The organism is Mycobacterium triplex (assembly GCF_000689255.1).
Taxonomy (GTDB): domain Bacteria; phylum Actinomycetota; class Actinomycetes; order Mycobacteriales; family Mycobacteriaceae; genus Mycobacterium; species Mycobacterium triplex.
In genome coordinates this window covers 3,811,888-3,836,525 of the sequence record NZ_HG964446.1, presented here as the reverse complement: position 1 = coordinate 3,836,525, position 24,638 = coordinate 3,811,888, and the positions used below count along the sequence as shown (strand labels likewise).

The window sequence follows — 24,638 nt, the reverse complement described above, 5'->3', positions numbered from 1 at the left end:
CGCTGCTGGCGTCGCCGTAACCCGCGGGCGTGGCCTCCCGCCGGGGCGCGTCTCGATAGGGTGTCATGGCTGATCATGACGATCACGCGGCGTCCCGGGAAGGTGTGACGACAGTGCAGAGGTCGGATGAGCTGCGCCCCAGCAAGGGCGCGGGCGTGCGACTGCCCGCACTGGCGGCTCAAGTGGACGCGGTGCCGGCCGGCGGCGGCGCCGTCCCGGACGTGTCGATCACCGGCGTGACGCTGCGGGCCCAGGACCTGGTGCCCGGTGACTTGTTCGCCGGGCTGCCCGGCTCGGCCACCCATGGTGCCCGCTATGCCGGCGACGCGATCGAACGCGGTGCCGTCGCGGTGCTCACTGACCCCGCCGGGCTCGCCGAGATGGGCGGTGCCCCCGCCGTGCCGACGCTGGTGCACCCGGCGCCGCGCAGCGTGCTCGGCGGGCTGGCGGCCACGGTCTACGGAAACCCGTCCGACCGGGTGACGGTGGTCGGCATCACCGGCACCTCCGGAAAGACCACCACGACCTATCTCGTCGAATCGGGATTGCGCGCCGGCGGTCACACCGCGGGGCTGATCGGCACCATCGGCATCCGCATCGACGGCGCAGACATCCCCAGCGCCCTGACCACACCCGAGGCCCCCGCGCTGCAGGCGATGCTGGCCGCGATGGCCGAGCGAGGGGTGGACACCGTCGTCATGGAGGTTTCCAGTCACGCGCTGACGTTGGGCCGCGTCGACGGAACCCGTTTCGCGGTAGCAGGATTCACCAACCTGTCCCGCGACCACCTCGACTTTCACCCCACCATGGCCGACTACTTCGAAGCCAAAGCGTTGCTGTTCGACCAGAATTCGCCGTTGCATGCCCGCAGAGCCGTGGTGTGCGTCGACGACGACGCCGGGCGCGCGATGGCGCAGCGGGCCACCGATGCGATCACGGTCAGCGCGACGGGCCAACCGGCGCACTGGCGCGCGACGGACGTGACGCCGTCGGGAGCCGGGCAGGAGTTCACCGTCGTGGACCCCGCCGGTGGCCGGCACCGGATCGGGATTCGGTTGACGGGCGCCTACAACATCGCGAATTGCCTTGTCGCACTGGCCATTCTCGACGCAGTCGGGGTTTCTCCGGAGCGGGCGGCCGACGGGCTGGGCAACACCCGCGTTCCCGGGCGACTGGAAGAGGTCGACCGCGGCCAGGATTTCCTCGCCCTCGTCGACTACGCGCACAAGCCGGGCGCCTTGCGCGCGGTGCTGACCACCCTGCGGCGGCCGGGTCGGCGGCTGGCGGTGGTGTTCGGCGCCGGTGGCGATCGCGACCCGGGCAAGCGGGGGCCAATGGGGGCTGTCGCCGCCGAGCTGGCCGACTTGGTCGTCGTCACCGACGACAACCCGCGCAGCGAGGATCCCGCGCTGATCCGCCGCGAGATACTGGACGGCGCAACAGGATTCGCTGCGGAGGTGGTCGAGATCGGCGACCGGCACGAGGCGATCAGGCACGCTGTCGGCTGGGCCGGGCCCGGCGATGTGGTGCTGATCGCCGGCAAAGGTCACGAAACCGGGCAGCGCGCCGGCGATGTGGTGCGCCCGTTCGACGACCGGGTGGAACTCGCACAGGCCTTGGAAGACCTCCGATGATCGAGATGACCGTCGCGCAGATCGCCGAGATCGTCGGCGGCACCCTGGCCGACGTCTCCGCGGAGCAGGCCGCCGAACTCCGCGTCACCGGGACCGTCGAATTCGACTCGCGCGCCGTCGGTCCCGGCGGGCTGTTCCTGGCGCTGCCCGGCGCGCGCTCGGACGGGCACGACCACGCGGCCTCGGCGGTGGCCGCCGGTGCGGTGGCGGTGCTGGCCGCCCGGCCGGTCGGGGTTCCCGCCATCGTCGTGGCCCCCGAACCGCGAGACAGCCGCGCCGGCGTGCTCGAACACGACCCCGACGGATCGGGTGCCGCGGTGCTGGGCGCGCTGGCCGAACTGGCCAAGGCGGTGGCCGAGGAGCTGGTCGCGGGCGGGCTGACCATCATCGGGATCACCGGCTCGTCGGGAAAGACGTCGACCAAAGACCTGGTGGCCGCGGTACTCGAGCCGCTGGGCGAAGTGGTGGCCCCGCCGGGATCGTTCAACAACGAGCTGGGTCATCCCTGGACGGTGCTGCGCGCTACGCGGCGCACCGACTATTTGGTTCTGGAGATGTCGGCGCGCCATCCCGGCAATATCGCCGAGCTGGCACGGATCGCCCCGCCGGCGATCGGGGTGGTGCTCAACGTGGGCACCGCGCACCTTGGCGAGTTCGGCTCGCGCGAGGCGATTGCGCGTACCAAATCCGAACTGCCACAAGCTGTTCCGCCGTCGGGCGTGGTCATCCTCAACGTCGACGACCCGTCGGTCGCGGCGATGGCGCATGTCTGCTCCGGTTGGGTGGTCCGGGTCAGCCGGGCCAGCCACACCGATTCGGGCCCCAGCGACGTCTGGGCCGAGGGCGTGTCGCTGGACGAATTGGCCAGGCCGCGCTTTACCCTGCACGCGATGGACGCGCGCGGCGCTGCCGAGGTCGAGGTGCAACTCGGCGTCTACGGCGAACACCAGGTCACCAATGCGCTGTGTGCCAGCGCGGTCGCCCTGCAGTGCGGCGCCGGCGTCGAGCAGATCGCCGCGTCGCTGGCCGCGGCCGGCCCGGTGTCGCGGCACCGGATGCAGGTGAGCAACCGGGCGGACGGGGTGACGGTCATCGACGACGCCTACAACGCCAACCCCGACTCGATGCGGGCCGGACTGCAGGCGCTGGCCTCGATCGCCCGGGGTGGCCAGACGGAGCGACGCAGCTGGGCCGTGCTGGGCGAGATGGCCGAGCTCGGCGAGGAGGCGATAAGCGAGCACGATGCCATCGGCCGGCTGGCGGTGCGCTTAGATGTGTCTCGACTTGTTGTCGTGGGAACGGGGAGGTCGGTAGCCGCGATGCACCACGCTGCGGTCATGGAGGGTTCGTGGGGAGCCTCTGGAGATCGAGGGGCCGTGCAGGTGGCCGACGGCGACGCCGCGCTCGAGTTATTGCGGGCCGAACTGCGACCCGGCGACGTCGTCCTGGTGAAGGCGTCCAACGCCGCCGGACTCGGCGCCCTGGCCGAAACACTGGCGGCAGAGGGCGGGGCCCGCCGGTGAGACAGATCCTGGTGGCCGTCGCGATCGCCCTGACCGTGTCGATTCTGCTGACGCCGGCGCTGATCCGGCTGTTCACCAAGCAGGGGTTCGGCCATCAGATCCGCGAGGACGGGCCGCCGAGTCACCACACCAAACGCGGTACGCCGTCGATGGGCGGCGTGGCGATCGTGGCGGGTATCTGGGCCGGCTACCTGGGCACCCACCTCGCCGGGCTGGCGTTCGACGGCGAGGGCGCCTCCGCGTCGGGTCTGCTGGTGCTGGGGCTGGCCACCGTGCTGGGTGGCGTCGGCTTCCTCGACGACCTGATCAAGATCCGCCGCTCGCGCAACCTGGGCTTGAACAAGACGGCCAAGACGGTCGGGCAGATCGTGGCCGCGGTGCTGTTCGGGGTGCTGGTCCTGCAGTTCCACAACGCCAACGGCTTGACGCCGGCCAGCGCGGATCTGTCCTACGTCCGTGAAATCGCCACCGTCACACTGGCTCCGGGCCTGTTCGTGCTGTTCTGTGTGCTCGTCGTCAGCGCCTGGTCCAACGCGGTCAACTTCACCGACGGCCTCGACGGGCTGGCCGCGGGCTGCATGGCGATGGTCACCGGTGCCTACGTGCTGATCACCTTCTGGCAGTACCGCAACGCCTGCGCCACCGCGCCGGGCCTGGGCTGCTACAACGTGCGCGACCCGCTCGACCTGGCCTTGGTGGCCGCCGCGACCGCGGGCGCCTGTATCGGCTTTCTGTGGTGGAATGCCGCGCCCGCCAAGATCTTCATGGGCGACACCGGTTCGCTGGCGCTGGGCGGGATCATCGCGGGCTTGTCCGTGGCCAGCCGCACCGAGCTGCTCGCGGTGGTGCTGGGTTCGCTGTTCGTCGCCGAAGTCGTCTCGGTGGTGCTGCAGATCCTGACCTTCCGCACCACCGGGCGCCGGGTGTTCCGGATGGCGCCCTTCCATCACCATTTCGAGCTGAGCGGCTGGGCCGAAACGACGGTGATCATCCGCTTCTGGCTGCTCACCGCGATCGCCTGCGGGCTGGGTGTGGCGCTGTTCTACGGTGAGTGGCTCGCCACGATCGGCGCATGACATGCCCGGGCTGCAACCCTTGGTGGCGGGTGCACCGGTCCTGATCGCCGGTGCCCGGGTGACCGGCCGGGCGATCCTGGGCGCGCTGACCCGGTTCGGCGCCGACGCCACCCTGTGCGACGACGATCCGGCCATGCTCGCCCCCCACGCCGAAAACGGTGTCCCCACAGTCGATCCCGCGACCGCCGTGCGGCAGATCGCAGATTATGCGCTGGTGGTCACCAGCCCCGGATTCCAGCCGTCGGCCCCGGTGTTGGCCGCCGCCGCTGCCGCGGGCGTACCGATCTGGGGCGACGTGGAACTGGCCTGGCGCCTCGACGCCGCGGGGTGCTACGGGACGCCGCGGCGCTGGCTGGTGGTGACCGGCACCAACGGCAAGACCACGACCACGTCGATGCTGCACGCCATGCTGATCGCCGGCGGGCGGCGCAGCCTGCTGTGCGGCAACATCGGCGACCCGGTGCTCGACATCCTGGACCAGCCGGCCGACCTGCTGGCCGTCGAACTGTCCAGTTTCCAACTGTTTTGGGCACCGTCGCTGCGGCCCGAGGCGGGCGTGGTGCTCAACATCGCCGAGGACCACCTCGATTGGCATGCGTCGATGGCCGACTACACCGCGGCCAAGGCCCGGGTGCTGGGCGGCCGGGTCGCGGTCGTCGGGCTGGACGACAGCCGCGCGGCCGCATTGCTGAGCGGCGCGGCGGCGCCGGTGCGGGTGGGTTTCCGGCTCGGCGAGCCGGCCGCGGGGGAGCTCGGTGTCCGCGACGGTCTGCTGGTCGATCGCGCGTTTGCCGACGATCTGGCGCTGCTGCCGGCCGCGTCGATCCCGGTGCCCGGCCCGGTCGGCGTGCTCGACACGCTGGCCGCGGCGGCGCTGGCCCGCAGCGTCGACGTGCCCGCCGCCGCGATCGCGGAGGCCATCTCGACGTTCCAGCTGGGCCGCCACCGCAGCGAGGTCGTCGCGGTGGCCGACGGCATTCGGTACGTCGACGATTCGAAGGCCACCAACCCGCACGCCGCCGAGGCCTCGATCATGGCCTACCCGCGGGTGGTATGGGTGGCCGGCGGTTTGCTCAAGGGCGCCTCGCTGGATGCGGAGGTCGCCAGAATCGCATCTCGGCTGGTCGGCGCCGTGCTCATCGGCCGAGACCGCCAAGAGGTTGCCGAGGCGTTATCGCGACACGCGCCCGATGTCCCCGTCGTCCAGGTTGTGACAGGCGAGGATGCTGGTATGCATGCGACTGCTGATACTGATGTGACGAAAGTTGACAGTGTGGGGGATAGTCTCGGCGCTCGCGTAATGACCGCTGCGGTGGCGGCGGCTCGTGATTTGGCAAAGGCGGGGGATACGGTGCTGCTGGCGCCGGCAGGCGCATCGTTTGACCAGTTCAGCAGCTACGCCGACCGTGGTGACGCATTCGCGGCCGCCGTACGCGCGGCGCTGCGGTAGGCGGGTGTGGGTAACGCGCTGACCCGGCGCCTACGCCGGGGGAAGAAGAAGATCGAGGCCCCGCCGGTCGAGGCGGCGGACGTCGTCGAAGACGAGGCGCCGACGGACGCGATGCAAACCGCGGACGCTCCCGAGGCGGACGAAACGCCAGAGGACAAGGCCCCGGCGGCGACAAAGGTCCCGGTCAAAGATCCGCAGCACCGTCCGGGCGCCCGCTTCGGCGCCTGGCTGGGCCGGCCCATGACCTCGTTTCACCTGATCGTCGCGATCGCCGGGTTGCTGACCACGCTGGGCCTGACCATGGTGCTCTCGGCGTCGGGCGTGCGTTCCTACGGCGACGACGGGTCGGCGTGGGTGATCTTCGGCAAGCAGGTGCTGTGGACGATCATCGGGGTCTTCGGCGCCTACGTCTCGATGCGGCTGCCGGTGCGGTTCATCCGCCGGGTGGCTTTCCCGGCCTACCTCGTCACCATCATCTTGCTGGTCCTGGTGCTGGTGCCGGGCATCGGAAACCTCGCCAATGGCTCGCGGAAGTGGTTCGTCGTCGCGGGCTTTTCGATGCAGCCCTCCGAGCTGGCCAAAATCGCGTTCGCCATCTGGGGTGCGCACCTGCTGGCGTCCCGGCGGATGGAGCGGGCCTCGCTGCGCGAGATGCTGATTCCGCTGGTGCCGGCGGCCGTCATCGCACTGGGACTGATCGTGGCCCAGCCCGACCTGGGGCAGACGGTGTCGATGGGCATCATCCTGCTGGCCCTGCTGTGGTACGCCGGGCTGCCGCTGCGTGTCTTCGGGACGTCGCTGGCGGCCGTCTTCCTGGCCGGCGCGGTGCTGGCCATGTCCGCCGGTTACCGGTCCGAGCGGGTGCGCTCGTGGATCAACCCCGAGAACGACCCGCAGGACACCGGTTATCAGGCCCGTCAGGCGAAGTTCGCGCTGGCCCACGGCGGCATCTTCGGCGACGGCCTCGGCCAGGGCACCGCCAAATGGAACTACCTGCCCAACGCCCACAACGACTTCATCTTCGCGATCATCGGTGAGGAGCTCGGCTTCATCGGGGCGTTCGGGCTGCTGGCGCTGTTCGGGTTGTTCGCCTACACCGGCATGCGGATCGCGCGCCGCTCGGCCGACCCGTTCCTGCGGCTGCTGACCGCGACCACCACGATGTGGATCATTGGGCAGGCGTTCATCAACATCGGCTACGTGATCGGCGTGCTGCCGGTCACCGGCCTGCAGCTGCCGTTGATATCTGCGGGTGGAACATCCACGGCCGCAACGCTTTTCATGATCGGAATCATGTGCAACGCGGCACGGCACGAGCCCGAGGCGGTGGCCGCGCTGCGCGCCGGGCGCGACGACAAGATGAACCGCCTGCTGCGGCTGCCGCTTCCCGAACCGTATTCGCCGACGCGGCTCGAGGCGTTTCGCGACCGGACGCGCTCGCAGCCGCGACCGCCGCGCCAACCCGCCCCCGGACGTGGCCGCAAGGCCCCGGCCCGGAAAGCCGAGCCGCCGGCCCGCAATGCCGCCCGCGAGCCCGAGCCGCCGCTGCGGCCGGTTTTCGGGCGGACAGCCGCCCGCGCGGAACCCCGGTCAAGGCATCATGGATCTGATCAGCGCTACCCCAGACAGGGAGCCGGTCAGCGTCGGACTCGGCGCGCTCGCGCATTGGAAGGTCAGCGTTACGGGTGAACCACACGGTCAAGCAGCCGGCCGGCGGGCAGGGGGTAGATCCCTCGCCCGCCGGTGCCGCATCATCGGTCCGGCCATCGGTCGAAGCCGCCCTGTCGGTCGTATTGGCCGGCGGCGGCACCGCCGGACATGTCGAGCCGGCGATGGCCGTCGCCGATGCGCTGAGCGCGCTGGATCCGCGGGTCCGGATCACCGCGCTGGGCACCGCGCGCGGACTCGAGACCCGGCTGGTGCCCGCGCGCGGCTACCACCTCGAGCTGATCACGCCGGTCCCGCTGCCGCGTAAACCCAGCGGTGACCTGGCCCGGCTGCCACCGCGGGTGTGGCGCGCCGTGCGCGAGACCCGTTCGGTGCTCGACCTCGTCGACGCCGACGTGGTGGTGGGTTTCGGCGGCTACGTGGCCCTGCCGGCCTACCTCGCGGCCCGCGGTTTTCCGAGGTTACGGCGCCGCATCCCGGTGGTGATTCACGAGGCCAACGCCCGCGCCGGGCTGGCCAACCGGGTCGGTGCCCGCACCGCGGACCGGGTGCTGTCCGCGGTGCCGGATTCCGGGCTGCGGCACGCCGAGGTGGTCGGGGTGCCGGTGCGGGCCGCCATCACCACGCTGGACCGCGCGGCGCTGCGAGCGCAGGCGCGCCGGCACTTCGGGTTCGCAGACGACGCGCGGGTGCTACTGGTGTTCGGCGGTTCGCAGGGAGCGGTCTCGCTGAACCGTGCGGTCGCCGCGGCGGCGGCCGACCTGGCCGCCGCGGGCGTGTCCGTCCTGCACGCGCACGGCCCGAAGAACACCCTCGAGCTGCGCGAACCGCAGCCGGGCGATCCGCCGTACCGGGCGGTGCCGTATCTGGACCGGATGGACCTGGCCTATGCGGCCGCCGACCTGGCCATCTGCCGCTCCGGGGCGATGACGGTCGCCGAGGTGTCGGCCGTCGGCCTGCCGGCCATCTACGTCCCGCTGCCGATCGGCAACGGCGAGCAGCGGCTCAACGCGCTGCCGGTGGTCAACGCCGGCGGCGGCATGGTTGTCCCCGACGCCGTCCTGACGCCGAACCTGGTGGCCCGGGAGGTGATCGGGCTGCTCACCGACCCGCCGCGGCTGGCGGCGATGACCGCCGCGGCCGCCCGGGTGGGGCATCGGGACGCCGCGCGCCAGGTCGCCGAGGCGGCCCTGGACGTCGCGCGCCAAGCACGTGATAGGGGGCCGGCAGCCGGGGGGCCGCGATGACCACCGACCAGTTGCCCCCCGACCTGCAAAGGGTGCACATGGTGGGCATCGGGGGAGCCGGCATGTCGGGCATCGCCCGCATCCTGCTGGACCGCGGCGGGCAGGTCTCCGGCTCCGACGCCAAGGAGTCGCGCGGTGTGCACGCGCTGCGGGCCCGGGGCGCTCAGATCCGCATCGGACACGACCCGTCATGGCTGGACCTGCTGCCCGGCGGCCCGACCGCGGTCATCACCACCCACGCCGCCATCCCGAAGACCAACCCCGAGCTCGTCGAGGCCCGCCGCCGCGGCATCCCGGTGGTGCTGCGGCCGACCGTGCTGGCCAAGCTGATGCACGGGCGCACCACGCTGATGGTCACCGGCACCCACGGCAAGACCACGACCACGTCGATGCTGGTCGTGGCCCTGCAGCAGTGCGGGCGCGACCCCTCGTTCGCGGTCGGCGGGGATCTCGGCGAGGCCGGCACCAACGCCCACCACGGCAGCGGCGACTGCTTCGTCGCCGAGGCCGACGAAAGCGACGGCTCGCTGCTCGAGTACACGCCCAACGTCGCGGTCGTCACCAACATCGAGACCGATCACCTGGACTTCTACGGCAGCGAAGACGCCTACGTCGCGGTCTTCGACTCGTTCGTGGAGCGGCTGGCCCCCGGCGGCGCGCTGGTGGTGTGCACCGACGACCCGGGAGCGGCCGCGCTGGCGCAGCGCAGCGCCGAACTGGGCATCCGGGTGCTGCGCTACGGATCCGGGACACCAGGGGCGTCGGAGCAGGAGTTGGCCGGCACGCTGCTGTCCTGGGAGCAGCAGGGCACCGGGGCCGTCGCGCACATCCGGTTGGGTGATCAACCCGTGCGGGCGATGCGGCTGTCGGTGCCCGGGCGGCACATGGCGCTCAACGCGCTCGGCGCGTTGCTGGCCGCGATCGAGGTCGGCGCACCGATCGACCAGGTGCTCGACGGGCTGGCCGGTTTCGAGGGCGTGCGACGCCGCTTCGAACTGGTCGGAACGGTGGGGTCGGTGCGGGTGTTCGACGACTACGCCCACCATCCGACCGAGATCAGCGCGACGCTGGCGGCGGTCCGCACCGTCGTCGAGCAGGGCGGCGAGGGCCGCTCGGTGGTGGTGTTCCAGCCCCATTTGTATTCGCGGACAAAGGCTTTCGCTGCCGAGTTCGGTCACGCGCTGGACGCCGCCGACGAGGTGTTCGTGCTCGACGTGTACGGCGCGCGCGAACAGCCGTTGGCCGGCGTCAGCGGGGCCACCGTCGCCGAGCATGTCAGCGTGCCGGCGCGCTACCTGGCCGATTTCTCCGCGGTCGCCGAGCAGGTCGCCGCGGCGGCCGGTCCCGGGGACGTCATCGTGACGATGGGCGCCGGCGACGTGACGCTGCTGGGGGCCGAGATCGTGGCCGCGCTGCGGGTGCGCGCCAACCGCAGCGCGCCCGGTGCGCCCGGGGTGTTGCGATGACCGAGCCCACCCCGCCCGTCGATGAGAGCGCGGTCACCGAGCCGATCCCCGTTGAAGAAGCTCGGCCCGAAACCGGTCAATCCACGGGCGAGCAAGCCGAATTCGAGGGACCCCGCCGCCGGGCCCGCCGCGAACGCGCCGAGCGCCGTGCCGCGCAGGAACGGGCGACCGCGATCGAGCAAGCGCGCCGCGAAGCCAAGCGCCGGGCCAGCGGACGCATCGTCAGCCAGCCCAAAAAACCCGCGCGCGGCGTCGTCCGGGGCCTGAAGATGTTGCTCGCGACCGTGATGTTGGTCATCGTCGGGGTCGGCCTGGCGCTGATTCTCTACTTCACGCCGGTGATGTCGGCGCGCGACATCGTCGTCACCGGCACCGGCGCGGTGTCCCGCGAAGAGGTGCTGGACGCCGCGCAGGTGCGGGTCGGCACACCGCTGCTGCAGATCAACACCAACCAGGTCGCCGACCGGGTGGCGGCGATCCGCCGGGTGGCCAGCGCCCGCGTGCAACGGCAATACCCGTCGGCGCTGCGGATCACGATCGTCGAGCGAGTTCCGGTGGTGGTGAAGGACTTTCCCGACGGGCCGCACCTGTTCGACCGCGACGGCGTCGACTTCGCGACCGGCCCGCCGCCACCGGCGCTGCCGTACATCGACGTCACCAATCCCGGGCCGAGCGACCCGACGACCAAGGCCGCGCTGCAGGTGCTGCTGGCGCTGCGTCCCGAGGTCGCCGACCAGGTGGGCCGGATCGCGGCGCCGTCGCTGGCCTCGATCACGCTGACCCTCGGCGACGGGCGGGTGGTGATCTGGGGCACGACCGACCGCACGGACGAGAAGGCCGAAAAGCTCGCCGCCCTGCTCACGCAGCCGGGCAAGACCTACGACGTGTCCAGCCCCGATTTGCCCACCGTCAAGTAGCGACCGGGCACTCCGGGCCCGCTCAGTGCCCAAAAATTGACGAAAATTTGCGCGCGGCACGTCGGCGCGCCTGCGGGGTTAGCGCGCGTCGTACCCATACCGTTCTGGTTGCGCGGAACTACTTGACATAACTCTAACTCTATGGTTGAGGTTGAGAGTTTGCCAGGGGAACCGCCACTGTACCGGTAAGAACCGAATCCCCACCAGGGAGGAAGACGAGATGATGACCCCCCCGCACAATTACCTGGCCGTCATCAAGGTTGTGGGTATCGGTGGCGGCGGCGTCAACGCCGTCAACCGGATGATCGAACAGGGCCTCAAGGGCGTCGAGTTCATCGCGATCAACACCGATGCGCAGGCGCTGTTGATGAGCGATGCCGACGTCAAGCTCGACGTGGGCCGCGATTCCACCCGCGGGTTGGGCGCCGGCGCCGATCCCGAGGTCGGGCGCAAGGCCGCCGAGGACGCCAAGGACGAGATCGAAGAGCTGCTGCGCGGTGCGGACATGGTGTTCGTCACGGCCGGTGAAGGCGGCGGAACCGGTACCGGCGGGGCGCCGGTCGTCGCCAGCATCGCGCGCAAGCTGGGCGCGTTGACCGTCGGCGTGGTCACCCGGCCGTTCTCTTTCGAGGGCAAACGCCGCAGCAATCAGGCCGAGAACGGCATCAACGCGCTGCGCGAGAGCTGCGACACCCTGATCGTGATTCCCAACGACCGACTGCTGCAGATGGGCGATGCCGCGGTGTCGCTGATGGACGCGTTCCGCAGCGCCGACGAGGTGCTGCTCAACGGTGTCCAGGGCATCACCGACCTGATCACCACGCCCGGTCTGATCAACGTGGACTTCGCCGACGTCAAGGGCATCATGTCCGGCGCCGGCACCGCCCTGATGGGCATCGGCTCGGCCCGCGGCGAGGGCCGCTCGCTCAAGGCCGCCGAGATCGCGATCAACTCGCCGCTGCTGGAAGCCTCGATGGAGGGCGCCCAGGGCGTGCTGATGTCGATCGCCGGCGGCAGCGACCTGGGCCTGTTCGAGATCAACGAGGCGGCGTCGCTGGTGCAGGACGCCGCCCACCAGGACGCCAACATCATCTTCGGCACCGTGATCGACGACTCGCTGGGCGACGAGGTGCGCGTCACGGTCATCGCGGCGGGCTTCGACGCGGCCGGGCCCGGACGCAAACCCGTGATCGGGGCCGACAAGGGGGAGAAGGCCGGCGGAGCGCACCGGATCGAGTCGGCCAAGGCGGGCAAGCTCACCTCGACGCTGTTCGAGCCGGTCGACGCCGTCAGCGTGCCGGTGCACACCAACGGCGCGACGCTGAGTATCGGTGGCGATGACGACGACGTCGATGTGCCGCCCTTCATGCGCCGCTGACGCTCGGGAAACGCGACGCTCCGGATACTGGTCATGTGAGCGTTCGCATCCGGCGAGTGACGACCACCCGAGCGGGCGGCGTCTCGAAGCCGCCCTTCGACACCTTCAACCTCGGCGACCATGTCGGTGACGACCCCGCAGCGGTGGCCGCCAACCGCGCCCGGCTGGCCCGCGCCATCGGCCTGGGCGCCGACCGGGTGGTGTGGATGAACCAGGTGCACGGTGATCGGGTCGCGGTCGTCGAGGAGCCACGAAAGACCGCCTTCGACGACACCGACGCGTTGGTGACGCGCACGCCCCGGCTGGCGTTGGCGGTGGTGACCGCCGACTGCGTGCCGGTATTGCTGGGCGACGCGCGCGCGGGGGTGGCCGCCGCGATCCACGCCGGGCGCGTCGGTGCGCAGCGGGGAGTGGTGGCGCGCACCCTCGAGGCGATGCTGCAGCTGGGCGCGACGCCCGACGACATCTCGGCGCTGCTGGGCCCCGCGGTCAGCGGGCGCAACTACGAAGTGCCCGCGGCGATGGCCGACGAGGTCGAGGCGGCCCTGCCGGGCAGCAGAGCCACCACCGCAAACGGAAAGCCGGCTCTGGATCTTCGAGCCGGAATCGCTTGTCAGCTAAAGGATTTGGGTGTCACATCGATCGACATCGATCCGCGCTGCACGGTCGCCGACGCCACTCTGTTCAGCCATCGCCGCGACGCGCCGACCGGCCGGCTGGCGTCGCTGGTCTGGATGGAGTGACCGCCATGGCGGTTGGAATGCCGGACGCGGGACCGAGTCAGGGCAACCGCGAAACCGAATTGACACATGCGTTGGCGGCAGTGCGTTCGCGACTAGCGACGGCCGCGCAAGCGGCGGGCCGCAATGTCAGCGAAATTGAACTTCTGCCAATTACCAAATTCTTTCCGGCAACCGATGTCGCGATTTTGTCTCGATTGGGTTGTCGATCGGTAGGTGAATCGCGGGACCAAGAAGCGGCGGCAAAGGTGGCGGAACTCACTCGTTTGACGAACGCTTTCGGGCGGCCGGATTCGCGAGAGTTGCAGTGGCACATGGTGGGACAGATTCAGCGCAAGAAGGCGCGTTCGCTGGCGCGCTGGGCGCACACCGCCCACTCGATCGACAGCCCGCAACTGGTAACGGCGCTGGAACGGGCGGTAACGGCGACCTTGGCCGACGGTGGACGCCGGCACCCGCTGCGCATCTACGTTCAGGTCAGTCTGGACGGCGACGTCGCACGTGGCGGCATCGACATCGCCGCCCCGGGGGCCCTGGACGAGGTGTGTGCGCAGGTCGAGGAGGCCCAAGGCCTGGAATTGGTCGGGCTCATGGGCATTCCGCCGCTGGACGCCGACCCCGAAGCGGCGTTCGAGCGGCTGCAATCCGTGCACCGCCGGGTGCTCGAAGCACACCCGAACGCGGTCGGGTTGTCCGCCGGCATGTCCAACGATTTCGAAATTGCCGTAAAACACGGTTCGACGTGTGTGCGTGTCGGTACCGCGCTATTGGGCCCGCGGCGGCTACCGTCACCGTGAGTAGTCACTGTAGTCACACCTTCATCACAGACAACAGAAATCCCATGGGCTAGAAGGGGTCATACGCAATGAGCACACTGCACAAGGTCAAGGCCTATTTCGGCATGGCCCCGATGGACGACTACGAGGACGAGTATTACGACGACCGCGCACCTTCCCGCGGTTTCCCTCGTGCTCGCTTCGACGACGGCTACGGCCGCGGCTATGACGGCCCCGACTACGACGACCCGCGTGGCGACGCGGGCGACTACGCTCCCCCCGGCTACCGCGGCGGTTACGCCGACGAGCCGCCGCCGTTCCGCGGCCGCGACTTCGACCGCCCCGAGATGGGCCGCCCGCGCCTGGGGTCGTGGCTGCGCAGCGGCTCGACCCGCGGTGCGCTGGCCATGGACCCGCGCCGGATGGCGATGATGTTCGAAGAGGGCCACCCGCTGTCGAAGATCACCACGCTGCGGCCCAAGGACTACAGCGAGGCCCGCACCATCGGTGAGCGGTTCCGCGACGGCACCCCGGTGATCATGGACCTGGTGTCGATGGACAACGCGGACGCCAAGCGGCTCGTCGACTTCGCGGCCGGGCTGGCGTTCGCCCTGCGTGGCTCGTTCGACAAGGTCGCGACCAAGGTGTTCCTGCTGTCGCCCGCCGACGTCGACGTCTCGCCGGAGGAGCGCCGCCGGATCGCCGAAACCGGCTTCTACGCCTACCAATAGCGACATCTGCCCCGCTAGAGCGCGGGGTCGGTGCCGGACACCCGCCCCGCCGATGCGGTGCATCTGAGATGTCCGCTCGGGGGGTGAGTCGGTACTCTTGCGATGTCCGCGCTATCGCGCGGCGGTTGACGTCTCATCGGTAAGGTCGGGCTCTCGTTGGTGCTGTTCTTTCAGATCCTTGGGTTTGCGCTGTTCATCTTTTGGCTGCTGCTGATCGCTCGGGTCGTCGTCGAGTTCATCCGCTCGTTCAGCCGTGACTGGCATCCCACCGGAATCACCGTGGTGGTCCTGGAGATCATCATGTCGATCACGGATCCGCCGGTGAAACTGCTGCGTCGGCTGATCCCGCAACTCACCATCGGTGCGGTCCGCTTCGACCTGTCCATCATGGTGCTGCTGTTGGTCGCGTTCATCGGCATGCAGCTCGCTTTCGGTGCCGCGGCGTGAGCCGCGATATGTTCCGGCGGCTCTAAGCGACGGTTTGGCCACGGATCGGCCTCGGTTTGATGCGCGCGATTTGCAAATTCTAAGGATTGAGATTTTATGGCTCTCAGCGTTTGAAATTGGTTCTTATTTATTGGGCAATCGGCGACCGCCGGGTCTGGTGTGACAGGATGGGCGGCAGTTGCACAACGGCTGCCACACCGTTCTACACTTTCGAGAACGTTTGACAGGAACTTGAGGGGACGAAACAATGCCGCTTACACCAGCCGACGTCCACAATGTGGCGTTCAGTAAGCCGCCTATTGGCAAGCGCGGTTACAACGAGGACGAGGTCGACGCGTTCCTCGACCTGGTGGAAAACGAGCTGACGCGACTCATCGAAGAGAACTCCGATCTGCGCCAGCGGGTCGAGGAGCTCGACCGTGAATTGGCCGCCGGTGGCGGTGCCGCTGCCGCCGCCCCCACTGCTGCCCCCGCCCCTGTCGCCCCTGTCTTCGAGCCCGAGCCCGAGCCGGAACCGGTGAAGGCGGCCGCCGCGCCGGCCGCGACGGGCACCAACGAGGAGCAGGCCCTCAAGGCCGCCCGGGTGCTGAGCCTGGCCCAGGACACCGCCGACCGGCTGACCAGCACCGCGCAGGCCGAGTCGGACAAGTTGCTGTCCGATGCTCGCGCCAACGCCGACCAGATCATGACCGAGGCCCGGCAGACCGCCGAAGCCACGGTCACCGAGGCCCGTCAGCGCGCCGACGCGATGCTGGCCGACGCGCAAACCCGCTCCGAGACGCAGTTGCGTCAGGCGCAGGAGAAGGCCGACGCCCTGCAGGCCGACGCCGAACGCAAGCACTCCGAGATCATGGGCACCATCAACCAGCAGCGCACCGTGCTGGAAGGCCGTCTCGAGCAGCTGCGCACCTTCGAACGCGAATACCGGACCCGCCTCAAGACCTACCTCGAGTCCCAGCTCGAGGAACTCGGCCAGCGCGGATCGGCGGCACCCGTCGACTCCAGTGCGGACGCCGGCGGGTTCGACCAATTCAATCGGGGTAGTAACTAGCCCGGTGTAGTGGCTGGACGCCCCGTTCGGCACACTAATGTGCACACTTATGTGCACACCGACCCGGCAGTTCCGCCCTTCCGCTGGAGGATGACCGATGCTGATCATTGCGCTGGTACTGGCCCTGATCGGGCTGGTGGCCCTGGTGTTCGCGGTCGTGACGAGCAACGAGCTGGTGGCCTGGGTGTGCATCGGCGCGAGCGTCCTGGGTGTCGTGCTGCTGATCGTCGACGCGCTGCGCGAGCGGCAGCGCCGCGACACCAGTGAGGAAGCCGACGCGGAGCAGCCGGCCGCCGATGAGGCGGTCGACTATCCGGAGGAAATACCGGACGAGAGCGTTGCCGAGCGGCCGACCGACGACGAGACGGTCGCGGCCGAAACCCGCGGCGAGGACTCGGCCAAGTAGGTTCAGCGCGTCGGCGTGTTCAGCAGTTGACGCACCTCGTCGTCGCCGACCTGGTGAAAGTCGCCGTAAACCTGTCCCACCGCTTCGAATCCCGGCGGCATCGTCGTGCACACGACGTCGTCGGCGACCTGTGCGAGTTCTTGGCAGACCGACTGCGGTCCGACCGGGACGGCCACGACGATCGACTGCGGTCCGGCTGCCCGGATCGCCCGGACGGCGGCCAGCATGCTCGCGCCGGTGGCGATGCCGTCGTCGACCAGGATCACGATCTTGCCCCCCGGGTCGGCGATCGGGCGACCACCCCGATATGCCTGCTCGCGTCGCGTCAGCTCGGCCGTCTCGCTGTCGATGACCTCGCGCACCTGCTCGTCGGTGATGTGCAGGCTGGACACCACGTTGTCGTTCATCACCACGCCGCCGCCGCTGGCCAGCGCGCCCATCGCGAGCTCCGACCAGCGCGGCACGCCGAGCTTGCGAACCAGGAACACATCCAGCGCGGCGTGCAGCGCCGAGGCGATCTCCCAGGCGACCGGAAGACCGCCGCGCGCCAGCCCGAGCACCAGTACGTTGTCCTTGCCGCGATAAGCCGTTAGCTGCTCGGCCAGCGCGCGACCGGCTTCGTGGCGGTCCACGAAGGTTCGTGAGGATCGTGCCGCCGTGCGGCGGAGGAAGCCGTTGCGTGGATTCATCGTTAGTGGCCTAGCTTACGCGCCCCGCTCACGTTGATCGAATAGCTTACGTATCAAAGGGATTGGTTAGCTACGCCAGGCGAACATGGCCCGCCGCCAATACATCGGTTGCGTCCCTACGAAATCGATGGTGTCCCGCTCCGAGTACATCGACGCGGACACGGCCCACCGGGACCACTGCCACGAGGCGGTGACTCGCTATCGCGCGACATCGGCTCGCGACGCTCGATGGATCGAGACGGTGACGGTGCTGGCCGGCCACGCCCGATTCGCCGATTCTCATTGACGGACAAGCGATTACCGTGACCGCATCCTCGATCGCGGTCCGCGCGTGCTGAGCCGCGCAGACGACGACGTCGCCGACTGCGCCGGCGAGATCCTCGTGCAACGCGGCATCGATATCGTCACGCAGCTCACCTACCCGCACCCGTCGATGCCCGACGGTTTCGACAGCCTGCTCGCGGCGCTTTAGTCGCCTGACATTTCCCAATTGTGTCCGAGGGGTGAGTTCGCGTCGTAGGTGACAGATGAGTCGCGTCATGGGTGACACCTGTGCCGATACCAGACGAGTCGCGTCATGACGGTGTCCAAAGCGGGTGTGGTCGTCCTTGAAGTCACCAGTGGTCGTGTGTCCGTGGCCGATAGCCGGGGAATCTGTAACCAATGACGCGACTCATCTGTCACCCATGACGCGACTCATCACAGCGTGTGCTCCTCGCGGGTTCTGCCGAACCCGCTCGTCAACACACTCCATCGGCTCGGGTGTGAATGCGAGCATTCACACCGCTCGCCTCAGTCGCGTGTCCGAGGGGGTGTCTGGGTTCACGACATCGTTGACAGATGAGTCGCGTCATCGTTGACAGTGATTGTTGACTCGATGAGTCGCGTCATCGTTGACGCTGTGGCGGGTGTCGAAATCCCGAGTAATCGTTCTTGCCGTTGTCTCTGAGCAACTGACTCCCAGCCAGGCCGCCGACCGATTCGGTGTCTCCCGGCAATGGGTGCATCAACTGTTGGCCCGCTACCGCGAAGGCGGGCTGGAAGCGGTCGATGCGCGGTCGCGACGGCCATCCAGCAACCCTCGCGCCGTGGACGACGAGGTGATCGCGGCGATCGTGCGGCTGCGCGAAGATCTCGTCAGCCATGGGCTAGATGCCGGACCGTTGACGTTGCAATGGCATCTTTCCCGCCAGGGCTTGCCGGTGCCATCGACCTCAACCATCCGTCGCATCTTGCACCACCACGGCCTGATCACCCCGCAGCCGCGCAAGCGCCCCAAGAGCTCTTATCACCGATTCCAAGCCGCCCAACCCAACCAATGCTGGCAATCCGACTTCACCCATTGGTGGCTAGCTGATGGCACCGAGGTGGAAATCCTCAACTGGCTCGACGACCACTCCCGCTACCTGCTGACCTGCACCGCCTACCGGCGCGTGGCCGGCCCCGACGTCGTGGCCAGCTTCACCGACACCGTCAACACCTACGGACTGCCCGCCGCCACCCTCACCGACAACGGCGCGGTCTACACCTCACGATTCACCCACGGCCACAACGAATTCGAGCTACTCCTCCAGGCCTTGGGCGTCACCCAGAAAAACGGTCATCCAGGCCATCCCCAAACCCAGGGCAAAGTCTGTGAAGACTTATCGCCGATGTTGCACCGGATCGGTCTGACCCCGGCCAAGGTATGACCATGGTGTCCTGCGTTCGATTTGTCGACCGATTCCGGTGCAACATCGCGGGTCGCACCGGCCAGACGGATCTGACCTGATAGGAGCTTGGACTAGAAGCCCCATCACAGACCTGTCGCTCCGCCCGACCGGTTCGCCCCACCCGTCAGTTCAGCCCTAACGGAGGAGCGAATTTCATCATGACAACAGAAGACGGCGATGTCATCGGCGGTGTCGACACCCACAAACACACCCACTACGCGGCGGTCATCGACACGCTCGGTCGGCTTCGTGGGCATCAACAGTTCCCCGCGACCGATCGCGGCTACGCGGCCTTACTGTCGTGGATGCGAGCCTTTGGGCCCCTGCGGGCGATCGGCGTGGAGAGCACCGGCTCGTTCGGAGCGACATTAACCCGGGCGCTGACCGCGGCCGGGGAACACGTCGTCGAAGTAAACCGGCCCAATCGTGTGGCGCGTCGCATGGACGGCAAATCTGATCGCCTCGATGCCGAAAACATTGCCCGCGCTGTCCTGGGCCGCACTTCGACCGCTATCCCGAAGGCCAAATCCGGGATGGTCGAAGTGATTCGCACCCTGCGTGTTACGCGAGCCAGCGCCGTCAAGGCCCGCACCCAGGCATTCAACAACCTCTTCGGCGTGATGATCGGAGCACCGTCACCGTTGCGTGACGACCTGGTCGATCTGACCAAACGCACCCTCGTCAACCGTTGCCTGCACCTTCGTCCCGAAACCGACGACCTCGCCACACTTGCCAGCGACCCCGATCGACTGCTGCTCGCTGGCGTGAAAATAGCGCTGCGGGATCTGGCCCGCCGCTGGAAAGTCCTCGATACCGAAATCAAGTCACTCAATCAGCAGATCGCTGCCATGGTCGGTCTGGCTGCACCCAAATTGGTCGAGCTCTTCGGGGTCGGTACCGAACTCGCGGGCCAATTCCTCGTCACGGCCGGCGACAACCCTGACCGCATCCGCAACGAAGCAGCCTTCGCCAAACTCTGCGGCGTGGCCCCGCAGCCCGCCAGCAGCGGTCGGACCACCGGGCGCCATCGCCTATCCCGCAGCGGCGACCGCCAAGCCAACAGCGCGCTCTATATCGTGACCATCGTGCGTATGCGCCACCACGAACCCACCCGCACCTACGTCGAACGACGCACTAACGAAGGCCTCAGCAAGCGCGAAATCATCCGCTGCCTCAAGCGCTACATCGCCCGGGAAATCTACGCGAACCTCCCACGCCCTGAACCCGAATCCCGTGCGGCCACAGCACAACCCGCCGCCGCTTGACAAACATAGGAGCATCGAACGCTTCCACCAAACCCTCAAACGCTGGCTGGGATCGCGCCCCCGCCCGGCCGCGCTGGCCGAGCTGCAAACCCTGCTCGATGACTTCCGCGGCCGCTACAACAACCACCGCCCCCACCGCGCGCTGCCCGCAGGCGCCACGCCCGCCCAGGCCTACACCGCCCTGCCCAAAGCCGCCCCGCCCGGCCAGCCCGCCGGCGAGCACTTCCGCATCCGCCACGACACCGTCGACCAATTCGGCAAACTCACCCTGCGCTACGCCAGCCGATTGCGCCACCTCGGCATCGGCCGCGCCCACGCCGGCACCAAAGTCCTCATCCTCGTCACCACCACCACCGTCACCGTCATAGCCCGACCCACACATCAGCTAATCGCCAGCCACACCATCAACACCGAGCGCAACTACTGGCCCAACACAAAACGGCCCCGACAAACCCAGGGACTGCGCAAACGATGACGCGACTCATCAGTCAACGATCACGCGACTCATGAGTAAACGATGACTCGACTCATCACAAATGTGTCCGAGGGGGGACTTGAACCCCCACGCCCATTAGTAGGGCACTAGCACCTCAAGCTAGCGCGTCTGCCATTCCGCCACTCGGACCAGACCAACGAGAGTTGGCAGCTAAGGCTAGCGGATCGGCCCGTGCGGACCCAAGTTAGCTCGCCGTCGGCGCGGCCCTCGGCGTCCGCTGCCCGAGCCGGGTAACCCGGGCAGTGGTAGGAAAGGTGGTTGTGACAGTTGAGACCGGCGCTCCCAACCATCCGAGTGACGATGTAGTCGAGGTTGTCAGCAGGCTGATCCGGTTCGATACCACCAACACCGGTGATCCCGAGACCACCCAGGGCGAGGCCGAATGCGCCAACTGGGTCGCCGAGCAGCTCGCCGCGGTCGGCTACCAGCCCGAATATCTCGAATCCGGCGGTGCTGGGCGGGCCAACGTGTTCGTCCGCCTCAAGGGCACCGACAGCGCACGCGGCGCACTGCTGATCCACGGGCACCTCGACGTCGTGCCGGCCGAACCCGCGGACTGGAGCGTGCACCCGTTCTCCGGCGCCGTCGAGGACGGCTACGTCTGGGGTCGCGGCGCGGTCGACATGAAAGACATGGTCGGCATGATGATCGTCGTCGCCCGCCAGTTGAAACAGGCGGGCATCGTGCCGCCACGCGATCTGGTGTTCGCGTTTGTGGCCGACGAGGAGCACGGCGGCAGGTACGGCTCACACTGGCTGGTCGACAACCGTCCGGACCTGTTCGAAGGCGTCACCGAGGCGATCGGCGAGGTGGGCGGGTTCTCGCTGACCGTGCCGCGTCGCGACGGCGGCGAACGCCGGCTGTATCTGATCGAGACGGCCGAGAAGGGCATGCAGTGGATGAAGCTGACCGCCCGGGGGCAGGCGGGGCACGGCTCGATGGCCAACGACCGCAACGCGGTCACGCTGCTCGCCGAGGCGGTCGCCCGGATCGGCCGGCACCAGTTTCCGCTGGTGCTGACCGACACCGTCGTCGAGTTCCTGGGCGCCATCAGCGACGAGACCGGCCTGACCTTCGACACCGACTCCGACGATCTGGAGGGCGTGATCGAAAAGCTCGGCCCGATGGCACGGATGCTGAAGGCGATCGTTCGGGACACCGCCAACCCGACCATGCTCAAGGCCGGGTACAAGGCCAACGTGATCCCCGGCAGCGCCGAGGCGGTGATCGACTGCCGCGTGCTGCCCGGCCGGCAAGCCGCGTTCGAGGCCGAGATCGACGAGTTGCTCGGCCCGGACGTCACCCGGGAGTGGATCAGGGACTTGCCGTCCTACGAGACCACCTTCGACGGCGACCTCGTCGACGCCATGAACGCCGCGGTGCTGGCGGTCGACCCCGACGGACGCACGGTGCCCTATATGCTCTCCGGTGGTAGCGATGCGAAAGCCTTCGCGCGCTTGGGAATTCGCTGCTTCGGCTTCGCGCCGCTGCGGCTGCCGCCGGAATTGGATTTCGCGTCGCTGTTCCACGGCGTCGATGAGCGGGTACCCGTCGATGCGCTGCGGTTCGGCACCGACGTGCTGGCCCACTTTTTGACCCATTGCTAGAAAACAACGCCAACGAGAGGATCACCCATGAGCAAGACGGTCGACCCGTACGACGCGCTGCCCAAGCTGCCGTCGTTCACCGTGACCTCGACCTCGATCACCGACGGTCAATCGCTGGCCAGGCCGCAGGTCAGCGGGATCATGGGCGCCGGGGGAGAAGACGTCAGCCCGCAGCTGAGCTGGTCGGGATTCCCCGCCGAGACGCGCAGCTTCGCGGTCACCGTCTATGACCCCGACGCCCCGACGCTGTCCGGCTTCTGGCACTGGGCCGTGGCCAACCTGCCCGCCGACGTCACCGAGCTGCCCGCGGACGCGGGCGACGGGCGCGAGCTGCCCGGCGGCGCACAGCAGCTGGTCAACGATGCCGGTATGCGGCGCTTCATCGGTGCCGCGCCGCCGCCCGGGCACGGCCCCCATCGCTACTACGTCGCGGTGCACGCCGTCGACGTCGACAAGCTCGACCTCAGCGAGGACGCCAGCCCGGCGTTCCTCGGCTTCAACCTGTTCCAGCACGCGATCGCGCGGGCCTACATTCACGGCACCTACGAACAGAAGTAGGTGAAACCTCGCGCGTGTGTGCTCGTCCTGCCGGGCGGGCGCGTGCGCAGCGACGAGGCGTCGCGGTGGTGGCAGGGCGCCAACGTCCGGATGATGTTGGTCGCCGCCGCCCTGCGCTACCGGCTGGGCCGCGGCGTCGAGGTGCGACGGGTCCAGTACCGGCTGCGCGGATGGAACAGTCCGCGTTACGACGCGGTCGCCGACGCCAACGCGGTGCTGGACGATGTCCGACGCCGGTTCGAGCCGAAAAACATTGTGGTGGTTGGGCATTCGATGGGTGGTCGCGTCGCGGCGCGGCTGGCCGCCGATGGCCAGATCGGCGCCGTGGTCGCACTCGCGCCGTACTGGCCCCGCGACGACGGTGATCTGATTCCGCTATCGACCCGGCTGCGGGTCGTGCACGGCACCGCCGACACCCGCACCGATCCCGAGGCCTCGCGCGTCCAGACGCTGCGAGCCCGAGAGCGCGGGCTGGACGCCCAGTGGGTGGGCATCGAGGGCGAGGGCCATGCCATGTTGCGGTGCGCCGGTGAATGGCACCGCCGCACCGCGGACTTCGTCGCCGAATATCTGGCCGATGCGTAACCAAACGCCCGTCGCAACGGCTGGGTCGAAAGCGCAAAGACGCTGCCACCCAACACCTTCCATCACCCGAGAAGCTGTCGTGCGACGGCGACGACGATGACGACGCCGACGCAGATGGCGGCGCGGCCTAGTCCGCCGGGCGCTCCCGGCCCGCCGCCGACCCGACCGCATCGCTCAGCGAGGCGAAGCCGCCGTCGTGTAGCCGCCGCGCGATGCCGTCGTGAATATGCTTGGGCCACAAGCCGCCTGAGTAAATGAAGCCGGTATAGCCCTGCAGCAGCGATGCCCCCGCGGTGATCCGCTCCCACGCGTCGTCGGCGGTCTCGATGCCCCCGACGCTGATCAGCACCAGCCGATCGCCGACCCGGCGATACAGCCGGCGCAGCACCTCGACGGCGCGGTGTGCCACCGGCGGCCCGGAGATGCCACCGGGTCCCAGCTCGTCGACCCCCGGTGTGCGCAGGCCGTCGCGCGACACCGTGGTGTTGGTCGCGACGATGCCGGCCAGCCCCAGCTCGACGGCCAGGTCCGCGATGTCGTCGACGTCGGAATCGGAGACGTCCGGCGCGATCTTGACCAGCACCGGCACCGACGTCTCGGCGAGCACCGCGGACAGGATGGGCCGCAGCGACTCGACCGCCTGCAGATCGCGCAGCCCCGGGGTGTTCGGCGAGCTGACATTGACCACCAGATACGACGCCAGCGGGCCGACCAGCCGGGCGCTGGCCCGGTAATCCTCGACGGCCTCGGCGGCCGGAGTGGCCTTCGTCTTGCCGATGTTCACCCCGATCGGCACGTCCGGCCGATGACGGGCCAGGCGGATCGCCAGCTCCCCGGCCCCGTGGTTGTTGAACCCCATCCGGTTCAGCAACGCCCGATCGTCGGGCAGCCGGAACAGGCGCGGAGCCGGGTTGCCGGGCTGCGGATGCGCGGTGACGGTCCCGACCTCGGCGTAGCCGAAACCCAGGGCGCCCCAGGTGCGCAGCCCCAGGCCGTCCTTGTCGAAGCCGGCGGCCAACCCCAGCGGCGCGGGGAAGCGCACCCCGAAGACCGTGCTGGCCAACACCGGATCGGTCGGGCCCAGCAGCCGGTGCAACAGCCGACGCGGCAGCCCGACCGCGGTCGCGGCGCGCAGAGCGGCGAAAACCAGGGTGTGAATGCGTTCGGGCGGGATCAGGAAGAACAGCCGGCGCAGCAGACCGTACACACCGCCGCC

24 protein-coding genes, 1 tRNA gene and 1 pseudogene are annotated in these 24,638 nt (G+C 68.8%); 23 read left to right on the top strand and 3 right to left on the bottom strand.

The annotated features are described in order from the left end of the window. Window positions 1-65 precede the first annotated feature (65 nt). The 15 genes from BN973_RS17805 (at window position 66) to BN973_RS17735 (ending at window position 16,510) form a co-directional block, all read left to right on the top strand. Window positions 66-1,634 carry a UDP-N-acetylmuramoyl-L-alanyl-D-glutamate--2,6-diaminopimelate ligase gene (locus BN973_RS17805; protein ID WP_084163442.1) on the top strand — a complete coding sequence of 523 codons (1,569 nt, stop codon included), beginning with the start codon at window positions 66-68 and terminating at the stop codon, window positions 1,632-1,634. After that, window positions 1,631-3,157, top strand: coding sequence for a UDP-N-acetylmuramoyl-tripeptide--D-alanyl-D-alanine ligase (locus tag BN973_RS17800; protein ID WP_036469805.1), 1,527 nt, complete (start codon window positions 1,631-1,633; stop codon window positions 3,155-3,157). The genes BN973_RS17805 and BN973_RS17800 overlap by 4 nt, the downstream gene beginning before the upstream one ends. Then, the gene (gene mraY / locus BN973_RS17795; RefSeq protein WP_036469802.1) at window positions 3,154-4,233 is read left to right on the top strand and encodes a phospho-N-acetylmuramoyl-pentapeptide-transferase; all 1,080 of its coding nucleotides are present in this window, start codon (window positions 3,154-3,156) and stop codon (window positions 4,231-4,233) included. The genes BN973_RS17800 and mraY overlap by 4 nt, the downstream gene beginning before the upstream one ends. 1 nt (window position 4,234) lies before the next feature. Then, on the top strand, window positions 4,235-5,683 hold the full coding sequence (murD, locus tag BN973_RS17790; protein WP_036469799.1) for a UDP-N-acetylmuramoyl-L-alanine--D-glutamate ligase: 1,449 nt from the start codon (window positions 4,235-4,237) through the stop codon (window positions 5,681-5,683). A 6-nt stretch (window positions 5,684-5,689) separates the two neighbouring features. After that, window positions 5,690-7,372 carry a putative lipid II flippase FtsW gene (gene ftsW, locus BN973_RS17785; RefSeq protein WP_036469798.1) on the top strand — a complete coding sequence of 561 codons (1,683 nt, stop codon included), beginning with the start codon at window positions 5,690-5,692 and terminating at the stop codon, window positions 7,370-7,372. Next, the gene (murG, locus tag BN973_RS17780) at window positions 7,369-8,598 is read left to right on the top strand and encodes an undecaprenyldiphospho-muramoylpentapeptide beta-N-acetylglucosaminyltransferase (RefSeq protein ID WP_036469795.1); all 1,230 of its coding nucleotides are present in this window, start codon (window positions 7,369-7,371) and stop codon (window positions 8,596-8,598) included. The genes ftsW and murG overlap by 4 nt, the downstream gene beginning before the upstream one ends. Next, complete coding sequence (gene murC / locus BN973_RS17775; protein ID WP_036469793.1) at window positions 8,595-10,064, top strand: UDP-N-acetylmuramate--L-alanine ligase; 1,470 nt, start codon at window positions 8,595-8,597, stop codon at window positions 10,062-10,064. The genes murG and murC overlap by 4 nt, the downstream gene beginning before the upstream one ends. Beyond that, on the top strand, window positions 10,061-10,981 hold the full coding sequence (ftsQ, locus tag BN973_RS17770) for a cell division protein FtsQ (protein WP_036469790.1): 921 nt from the start codon (window positions 10,061-10,063) through the stop codon (window positions 10,979-10,981). Before murC ends, ftsQ begins: the two co-directional genes overlap by 4 nt. Before the next feature lie 223 nt (window positions 10,982-11,204). Further along, a complete protein-coding gene (ftsZ, locus tag BN973_RS17765; protein WP_025735406.1) occupies window positions 11,205-12,359 on the top strand; it encodes a cell division protein FtsZ in 1,155 nt (384 codons plus the stop codon). Between the two features lie 35 nt (window positions 12,360-12,394). Further along, window positions 12,395-13,102: a peptidoglycan editing factor PgeF gene (gene pgeF, locus BN973_RS17760; RefSeq protein ID WP_036469789.1), complete on the top strand. Its 708-nt coding sequence runs from the start codon at window positions 12,395-12,397 to the stop codon at window positions 13,100-13,102. A 5-nt stretch (window positions 13,103-13,107) separates the two neighbouring features. Beyond that, the gene (locus BN973_RS17755) at window positions 13,108-13,896 is read left to right on the top strand and encodes a YggS family pyridoxal phosphate-dependent enzyme (RefSeq protein WP_036472629.1); all 789 of its coding nucleotides are present in this window, start codon (window positions 13,108-13,110) and stop codon (window positions 13,894-13,896) included. A 68-nt stretch (window positions 13,897-13,964) separates the two neighbouring features. Beyond that, window positions 13,965-14,606, top strand: a complete 642-nt coding sequence (locus BN973_RS17750; protein WP_036469786.1) for a cell division protein SepF — start codon at window positions 13,965-13,967, stop codon at window positions 14,604-14,606. A gap of 156 nt (window positions 14,607-14,762) precedes the next feature. Continuing rightward, a complete protein-coding gene (locus BN973_RS17745; protein WP_003878110.1) occupies window positions 14,763-15,053 on the top strand; it encodes a YggT family protein in 291 nt (96 codons plus the stop codon). A 247-nt stretch (window positions 15,054-15,300) separates the two neighbouring features. Next, window positions 15,301-16,104, top strand: coding sequence for a DivIVA-like cell division protein Wag31 (gene wag31, locus BN973_RS17740; RefSeq protein WP_036469785.1), 804 nt, complete (start codon window positions 15,301-15,303; stop codon window positions 16,102-16,104). Between the two features lie 97 nt (window positions 16,105-16,201). Further along, window positions 16,202-16,510 carry a membrane protein gene (locus tag BN973_RS17735; RefSeq protein WP_036469782.1) on the top strand — a complete coding sequence of 103 codons (309 nt, stop codon included), beginning with the start codon at window positions 16,202-16,204 and terminating at the stop codon, window positions 16,508-16,510. A 2-nt stretch (window positions 16,511-16,512) separates the two neighbouring features. Here the strand turns inward: BN973_RS17735 and BN973_RS17730 are convergent. Continuing rightward, window positions 16,513-17,199 (bottom strand): annotated as a pseudogene (locus tag BN973_RS17730) (phosphoribosyltransferase); the annotation flags it as partial. 130 nt (window positions 17,200-17,329) lie between these two features. Here BN973_RS17730 and BN973_RS31105 point away from each other — a divergent pair. From BN973_RS31105 to BN973_RS17715, 5 genes are all read left to right on the top strand, one after another. Then, complete coding sequence (locus BN973_RS31105) at window positions 17,330-17,485, top strand: hypothetical protein (protein WP_156959181.1); 156 nt, start codon at window positions 17,330-17,332, stop codon at window positions 17,483-17,485. Window positions 17,486-17,530: 45 nt separating this feature from the next. Next, a complete protein-coding gene (locus tag BN973_RS31100) occupies window positions 17,531-17,671 on the top strand; it encodes a hypothetical protein (protein ID WP_156959180.1) in 141 nt (46 codons plus the stop codon). Between the two features lie 436 nt (window positions 17,672-18,107). After that, a complete protein-coding gene (locus tag BN973_RS17725; RefSeq protein ID WP_232232107.1) occupies window positions 18,108-18,890 on the top strand; it encodes a DDE-type integrase/transposase/recombinase in 783 nt (260 codons plus the stop codon). Window positions 18,891-19,069: 179 nt separating this feature from the next. Further along, window positions 19,070-20,176, top strand: a complete 1,107-nt coding sequence (locus BN973_RS17720; RefSeq protein WP_036469779.1) for an IS110 family RNA-guided transposase — start codon at window positions 19,070-19,072, stop codon at window positions 20,174-20,176. Beyond that, window positions 20,145-20,651 carry an integrase core domain-containing protein gene (locus BN973_RS17715; RefSeq protein WP_051641329.1) on the top strand — a complete coding sequence of 169 codons (507 nt, stop codon included), beginning with the start codon at window positions 20,145-20,147 and terminating at the stop codon, window positions 20,649-20,651. The genes BN973_RS17720 and BN973_RS17715 overlap by 32 nt, the downstream gene beginning before the upstream one ends. Before the next feature lie 64 nt (window positions 20,652-20,715). Here the strand turns inward: BN973_RS17715 and BN973_RS17710 are convergent. Beyond that, window positions 20,716-20,801: transfer RNA gene (locus BN973_RS17710), tRNA-Leu, on the bottom strand. Between the two features lie 131 nt (window positions 20,802-20,932). Here BN973_RS17710 and BN973_RS17705 point away from each other — a divergent pair. From BN973_RS17705 to BN973_RS17695, 3 genes are read left to right on the top strand one after another with little or no spacing between them, the layout of a single operon-like run. Then, on the top strand, window positions 20,933-22,279 hold the full coding sequence (locus tag BN973_RS17705) for a M20/M25/M40 family metallo-hydrolase (protein ID WP_051641613.1): 1,347 nt from the start codon (window positions 20,933-20,935) through the stop codon (window positions 22,277-22,279). 27 nt (window positions 22,280-22,306) lie between these two features. Then, window positions 22,307-22,837, top strand: coding sequence for a YbhB/YbcL family Raf kinase inhibitor-like protein (locus BN973_RS17700; RefSeq protein WP_036469773.1), 531 nt, complete (start codon window positions 22,307-22,309; stop codon window positions 22,835-22,837). Then, window positions 22,838-23,422: an alpha/beta hydrolase gene (locus BN973_RS17695; RefSeq protein WP_036469771.1), complete on the top strand. Its 585-nt coding sequence runs from the start codon at window positions 22,838-22,840 to the stop codon at window positions 23,420-23,422. A 127-nt stretch (window positions 23,423-23,549) separates the two neighbouring features. Here the strand turns inward: BN973_RS17695 and BN973_RS17690 are convergent, their stop codons facing one another. After that, entirely contained in the window at window positions 23,550-24,629 is a 1,080-nt protein-coding gene (locus BN973_RS17690) for a quinone-dependent dihydroorotate dehydrogenase (RefSeq protein ID WP_139830109.1), read from the bottom strand. Window positions 24,630-24,638 lie beyond the last annotated feature (9 nt).

What these genes read in the sequence shown, in the direction of transcription:
- BN973_RS17805 (WP_084163442.1), top strand. Translation starts at nt 66, where the DNA reads ATGGCTGATCATGACGATCACGCGGCGTCCCGGGAAGGTGTGACGACA.
- BN973_RS17800 (WP_036469805.1), top strand. Translation starts at nt 1,631, where the DNA reads ATGATCGAGATGACCGTCGCGCAGATCGCCGAGATCGTCGGCGGCACC.
- murD (WP_036469799.1), top strand. Translation starts at nt 4,235, where the DNA reads ATGCCCGGGCTGCAACCCTTGGTGGCGGGTGCACCGGTCCTGATCGCC.
- murC (WP_036469793.1), top strand. Translation starts at nt 8,595, where the DNA reads ATGACCACCGACCAGTTGCCCCCCGACCTGCAAAGGGTGCACATGGTG.
- ftsQ (WP_036469790.1), top strand. Translation starts at nt 10,061, where the DNA reads ATGACCGAGCCCACCCCGCCCGTCGATGAGAGCGCGGTCACCGAGCCG.
- ftsZ (WP_025735406.1), top strand. Translation starts at nt 11,205, where the DNA reads ATGACCCCCCCGCACAATTACCTGGCCGTCATCAAGGTTGTGGGTATC.
- BN973_RS17755 (WP_036472629.1), top strand. Translation starts at nt 13,108, where the DNA reads ATGGCGGTTGGAATGCCGGACGCGGGACCGAGTCAGGGCAACCGCGAA.
- BN973_RS17750 (WP_036469786.1), top strand. Translation starts at nt 13,965, where the DNA reads ATGAGCACACTGCACAAGGTCAAGGCCTATTTCGGCATGGCCCCGATG.
- wag31 (WP_036469785.1), top strand. Translation starts at nt 15,301, where the DNA reads ATGCCGCTTACACCAGCCGACGTCCACAATGTGGCGTTCAGTAAGCCG.
- BN973_RS17735 (WP_036469782.1), top strand. Translation starts at nt 16,202, where the DNA reads ATGCTGATCATTGCGCTGGTACTGGCCCTGATCGGGCTGGTGGCCCTG.
- BN973_RS17720 (WP_036469779.1), top strand. Translation starts at nt 19,070, where the DNA reads ATGACAACAGAAGACGGCGATGTCATCGGCGGTGTCGACACCCACAAA.
- BN973_RS17700 (WP_036469773.1), top strand. Translation starts at nt 22,307, where the DNA reads ATGAGCAAGACGGTCGACCCGTACGACGCGCTGCCCAAGCTGCCGTCG.